The following is a 5229-nucleotide window of genomic DNA, read 5'->3' as shown; positions in this document are numbered from 1 at the left end:
GCCGACGAGCTGGTTCCATCCGAAAAAGTATGATCGCGAAAGTTCGATGAGCGCGCCGCTCGAGGTCCGGCTGAGGAGCACACGATGACAGCGTTGATCGAAGCGATAGGACTGGCTGCCGGTTACGGTTCGCTCGCGGTCGTGCGCGACCTCGACCTGCACGTGGAGCCGGGAGAGGTTGTCGCATTGCTCGGCCCTAACGGCGCGGGCAAGACCACTACACTGCTCACGCTGTGTGGTGAGCTGCCGATCCTAGGCGGGGAGGTCAGGGTCGGCGGGCAGGTGACGAAGGCTCCGCTGCATCGCCGCGCACGCGCGGGCCTCGGTCTTGTCACCGAGGAACGGTCGGTGTTCATGAGCTTGAACGTCGATGAGAACTTGCGGGTCAGCGGGAGCGACCCAGCGCTCGCACTCGAGCTGTTCCCGGAGCTTGAGACGTTCCGCAAGACCCGGGTGGGGCTGCTGTCCGGCGGTCAGCAGCAGATGTTGGCCCTGGCCCGGGCGCTGGGTCGCCGCCCGAGCCTGTTGTTGGCCGACGAGCTCTCGCTCGGGTTGGCGCCGCTGGTCGTCACGCGGTTGCTGCGCGCCGTCCGCGACGCCGCGGACGGCGGCGTGGGGGTCCTCCTCGTCGAGCAGCACATCGCGAAGGCTCTTGAGTTCGCAGACCGGGCCTATGTGATGAGCCGTGGCCGGATCGCTCTCAGCGGCACCGCGCAGGACCTGCGTGGACGCCTGGACGACATCACCCAGTCCTACCTGTCCGGTGCACCGCTGGCCCAGGCAGGCGTCTGACCTCGCGGCCAGGCGTCGAACGAGGAGAACCCCTGACTGCAGCGCCGCAGTCAGGGGTTCTCCTCGTTGCTCAGGTGCTCAGGTGCTCAGGTGCTCGAAGTCGGGTGTGTTCCTCAGGCCTCGACCCGGTCCGGCACGGTGAACAGCTTGCGGAAGGTGTCCAGGGTGATGGTGTGGCGCACCTCGTCCGGAACGTCCTGGAACAGCTCGCGCAGCGTCTTCTGGGTGTGGCCGTAGGTGCCTTCGAGGTGGGGGTAGTCGTCACCCCACATGACGTTGCGGTAGCCCATCGCGGTCACCGCGGGGACGGCGCTCACGTCGTGCTGGAAGGAGGTGTAGACCTGCCGGTAGATCAGTTCGCTCGGCAGCGCCGAGAGCTTGGGCAGCGCCCAGTTGCCGTGTTGGCGGTAGCCCTCGTCCATCCGGTCGGCGAGGGCCGGCACCCATGACGCCCCACCCTCGGCGATCAGGATCCGCAGTCGCGGGTGGCGGTCGAGCACGCCGGCGGCGACCAGGTGGGTGACGACCCGCATGCCCGGGAACGTCGTCTCGACGTAGTTGATGACAGCCGCTCCGGGGCCGCGGAACGCCTTGGCGTCCGAGCCCGTGCCGATGTGGAAGGCGATCGTGAGGTTCGCCGCTTCGGCGGCCGCCCACACCGGCTCCCAGTGGTCCTGGGCGTATTCCTTCCCGTCGGCGACCACGGTGGGCAGGAACACACACTGGAAGCCCATCCCGGCGACCCGCTCGATCTCGGCTACGGCGTCTTCAGTCGAGGCCATCGACAGGATGGCTGCGCCGACGATGCGCGGTGAACCATTCATGATCTCTTCGCGGCACCAGTCGTTGTACGCCCGCACGGACGCGGCGGCGAGCTCACGGTCGGTGATCAGTACGGTCCAAAAGCCCATTGACGGAAAGACGAGCTGCCCCCAGATGCCTTCGGCGTCCATGTCCGCAAGCCGGAGCGTGAGGTCGTAGGCGCCCGGGGGACGGAAGGAGTCCAGGAAGTCGTTGAGCGCCCGCCGCTGAATCACGTTGTCGACGTAGATGGTCTCGTGCCGGTCGCCCCGCTCGCTACGTGGAGCGCGGTCCGCCAGGTGCGCCGGCAGCCTCGACGTCCACAGGTCGGCCGGCTCCAACAGGTGCGAATCTCCCGAGTTCACCCAGATCTTATCCATGCCGACTCCTCATTCCTGCCCGTGTCCCGTCGGCGGGAGTGCCCTTCAGGGCTGGCCGACCGCCCTCGGAGACTGCATTAATTCTTAAAATTAGTGATATTATTTCATTGCTCGTTTGTCAAGTGGATGTTGCCGTAAAGTCCCGCGTACACAAACGCGTACACAACGGACTCGGGGGAGCGGGGGAACGGCTGTGGCTGGACGTTTCAGCGGACGGGTGGCAATCGTCACCGGGTCATCACGGGGGATCGGGCGGGCGATCGCCTGGCGGTTGGCGACAGAAGGCGCCGGTGTCGTCCTCAACGCCCGTAATAAAAATGATCTTGAGAGTGCCCGCACGGAGTTCGAGGCCGCCGGGTTGAGCGTGGACGCGGTCGTCGCGGACGCCGCTGAGCCGCAATCGGCCGCGCTGCTGGTCGCCGCTGCTACCCAGACGTTCGGCCGGATCGACTTCCTGGTGAACAACTTGGGGTTGAGCAGCTACCTGGGCCGCCCGCACCTGGCCGATCGCGACAGCTTCGCCCGTGATGTCGTCGGCAACTCCTGGATCACGGTCGGGATGATCCAGGAGGCGATGAAGGCGGGCCTGGCGGACGGTGGCGGAGCGGTCGTCAACGTGTCTGCCATCAGCATCCGCAAGCTCGTCCCCTACGCCGCCGTCTACACCGCGGGCAAGGCCGCGCTGGAGGCGCTCACCCGCGATCTGGCACTCGATCTCGGCCCGGAAGGCATCCGGGTGAACGCGATTGCCCCCGGCCTGGTGAAGACCGACGGCTCGCGGTTCGTCTGGGAGGGCAAGGAGGACATTCAGTCGGGGGTGGTCCCGCTGCGCCGGCTCGGTGAACCGGAGGACATAGCCTCGGTCGTCGCGTTCCTGCTGTCCGCAGACGCATCCTGGGTCACCGGCCAGGTGATCGATGTGGACGGCGGTTCGGTGCTGGCGCCGGGTGAGTTCGCCCATCCCGACTGAGAAACCCGGATGTCGGAGTTTCGAACATCCGACACCCGGGCTATCCGCCACCCGGACCATCCGCCGATCCGGTCACGAACGGCGAACCTCGCTCCAGGGCAGGCTCTTGTCGACCCGGATGTCTCCGGGCAGCCCGAGCACCCGCTCGCCGAGGGTGGTACGCAGGATTTCCGAGGTGCCGCCCTCGATCGTGTTGGCGCGGGCGCGCAGGAAGGCACGGACCGGGCTGCCCTGTTCGGCGGCGTCCTCGATGTTGAATTCGCGGGTGTCGTAGGAACCGTAGATCATGCCTGCCGCGCCGAGCAGGTCCACGCAGAGGTCGGTCGCCTGCTTGTTCAACTGTGCTGTGGCGAGCTTCGCGACGGCGCCCTGCGGGCCGGTCCCGCCGCGTTCGCGGTCGGTGTCGCTGCGCAGGACGGTGAGCCGGGTGACCTCGATCTGCACCCACAGGTCGAGCAGCCGGTCACGCAGCACCTGCGCCTGCGCCGAGGATGTGTCGGCCCGCTCCCGCCACAGTCGGATCGCCGCATCGATCGCCGGCCGCGCCGAGAGCCCGTCGCTGAGCATGTAGCGCTCGTTGTTGAGCGTGGTCAGCGCCACCCCCCAACCCTGGCCGACCGCACCGATGCGCGTTGCATCCGAGAGCCGGACGTCGGTGAGGTAGACCTCGTTGAACTCGGCGTCGCCGGTCATCTGCCGCAGCGGCCGCACCTCGACACCGGGGGCTGTCATGTCACACAGGAAGAAGGTCAGGCCGCGGTGTTTGATGACCGACGGGTCGGTGCGGACGACGAGCATGCCCCAGCGCGCGACGTGACCCCAGGAGGTCCACACCTTCTGCCCGTTGATCACCCAGTCATCCCCGTCGGGGACGGCGACGGTGGCCAGCGAGGCGAGGTCCGAGCCTGCGTTGGGCTCGCTGAACAGCTGGCACCAGACTTCCTCGCCGGTGAACAGCGGGCGCAGATACCGTTGCTGCTGCTCGTCCGTTCCGTGCGCCAGCACGGTTGGTCCGCCCATCCCGTATCCCAGCGGGTTGCGGAAGAAGCCGCTGGGGCCGCCGGCGGCGGTGATCCGGGCGGTGATGTGTTTCTGCAGGCCGACGCCGAGGCCCAGGCCGCCCAGGCCGACCGGGAACGAGACCCAGGCCAGGCCCGCGTCGTACTGCGCACCCAGGAACCCCGCCGGTGGCGTGGACGCCGGCGGGTACTCGGCGAGCAGGCGGTCGACGGCCGCGTCGACGGTCTCGAGCGATGAGGCTTCCGCTGTCTGCAGCGTCATCGGCGTGATCCCTTTCAGCCGGACGTCACCGTCCGCAGCGCGATCTGGTGGCCGCCGCGGTCGGGCGGCCTAGATTCATCGTATCAGTATGATTTTTTATATGATTCGAGGCTGATAGGAGAGGTGAGAGAGTCCACGACCGCTCAGGCGCGCATGTAGGCGCCCCCGGACACGTTGACGATCTCGCCGGTGATGTGGCGGGCGCGATCGGAGGCGAGGAAGGCCACCGTGTCGGCGATCTCGTCCGCGGTCGTGAGGTCTGCGAGCACTCCCAGAGCGCCGGGGATGTCTGCCAGCTCGGGATGGTCGTCGACGAACTTGGTCCCCTTTACCAGGCCCATCGATACCGTGACCGCCCGGATGCCGTGCGGGCCGCCCTCGTGCGCGCAACTGCGGGTGAGCACGTTGAGACCGCCCTTGGTGACCGCGTACGGTGACTCGATGCCGTTGCCGCCGACGTCCGGGGCATAGCTGCCGATGTTGACGATGACGCCGCCGCCGGCCTCGCGCATCAGCGGCATGGTCACCCGGCACAGGTACCAGGGGCCGGTCAGATTCACTTGCAGGACGCGGTCCCAGGCGGCCGGATCGTAGTCGAAGATGCTGCCGAGCACGTTCACGGCGGCGTTGTTGACCAGGATCTGCACCGGGCCGAGGGTGCCCGTCACCTCGGTGACGACCTTGTCGATCTGGTCACGGTCACCGGCGTCCATCGGGTATCCGACCACGGTGGTGTCCGGATAGTCGGCGGCGATCGCGGCGGTGACCGCGTGGGTCCGTCGCTCGTGGATGTCGGTGACGACGACCCGGGCGCCACCGGCGGCGAGTCGCCTGGCCGTCGCCTGGCCGATGCCCTGTCCCGCCGCCGCCGTCACCAGGGCGACCCGCCCACTGAACTCCGATGCCATGCAGTGCCTCCGATGTCGGGCCGTACCGTCCATCCCACGTGTCGGGCGCTCGTGCCCTGAAGTGATAAATAAGATAACTGATTTTCCGCAAGCGGGC

General features: G+C 67.6%; 5 protein-coding genes. 2 read left to right on the top strand and 3 right to left on the bottom strand.

Features of this window, described 5'->3' with window-relative positions:
* The first annotated feature begins 84 nt into the window (after positions 1-84).
* A complete protein-coding gene (locus U9980_RS13005; protein ID WP_322768144.1) occupies positions 85-792 on the top strand; it encodes an ABC transporter ATP-binding protein in 708 nt (235 codons plus the stop codon).
* Between the two features lie 113 nt (positions 793-905).
* On the opposite strand, the gene U9980_RS13000 is transcribed toward U9980_RS13005, so the two are convergent.
* Complete coding sequence (locus U9980_RS13000; RefSeq protein WP_322768143.1) at positions 906-1973, bottom strand: amidohydrolase family protein; 1068 nt, start codon at positions 1971-1973, stop codon at positions 906-908.
* A gap of 193 nt (positions 1974-2166) precedes the next feature.
* On the opposite strand from U9980_RS13000, the gene U9980_RS12995 reads away from it, so the two are divergent.
* Positions 2167-2943: a glucose 1-dehydrogenase gene (locus tag U9980_RS12995; protein ID WP_322768142.1), complete on the top strand. Its 777-nt coding sequence runs from the start codon at positions 2167-2169 to the stop codon at positions 2941-2943.
* A gap of 72 nt (positions 2944-3015) precedes the next feature.
* Here the strand turns inward: U9980_RS12995 and U9980_RS12990 are convergent, their stop codons facing one another.
* Complete coding sequence (locus U9980_RS12990) at positions 3016-4224, bottom strand: acyl-CoA dehydrogenase family protein (protein WP_322768141.1); 1209 nt, start codon at positions 4222-4224, stop codon at positions 3016-3018.
* Between the two features lie 143 nt (positions 4225-4367).
* Positions 4368-5132, bottom strand: coding sequence for an SDR family oxidoreductase (locus tag U9980_RS12985; protein WP_322768140.1), 765 nt, complete (start codon positions 5130-5132; stop codon positions 4368-4370).
* Between the last annotated feature and the right edge of the window lie 97 nt (positions 5133-5229).

The sequence above is a fragment of the Protofrankia sp. Cr1 genome (genome assembly GCF_963555865.1).
Classification (GTDB): Bacteria; Actinomycetota; Actinomycetes; order Frankiales; family Frankiaceae; genus Protofrankia.
This window is presented reverse-complemented; position numbering and strand designations above follow the sequence as displayed.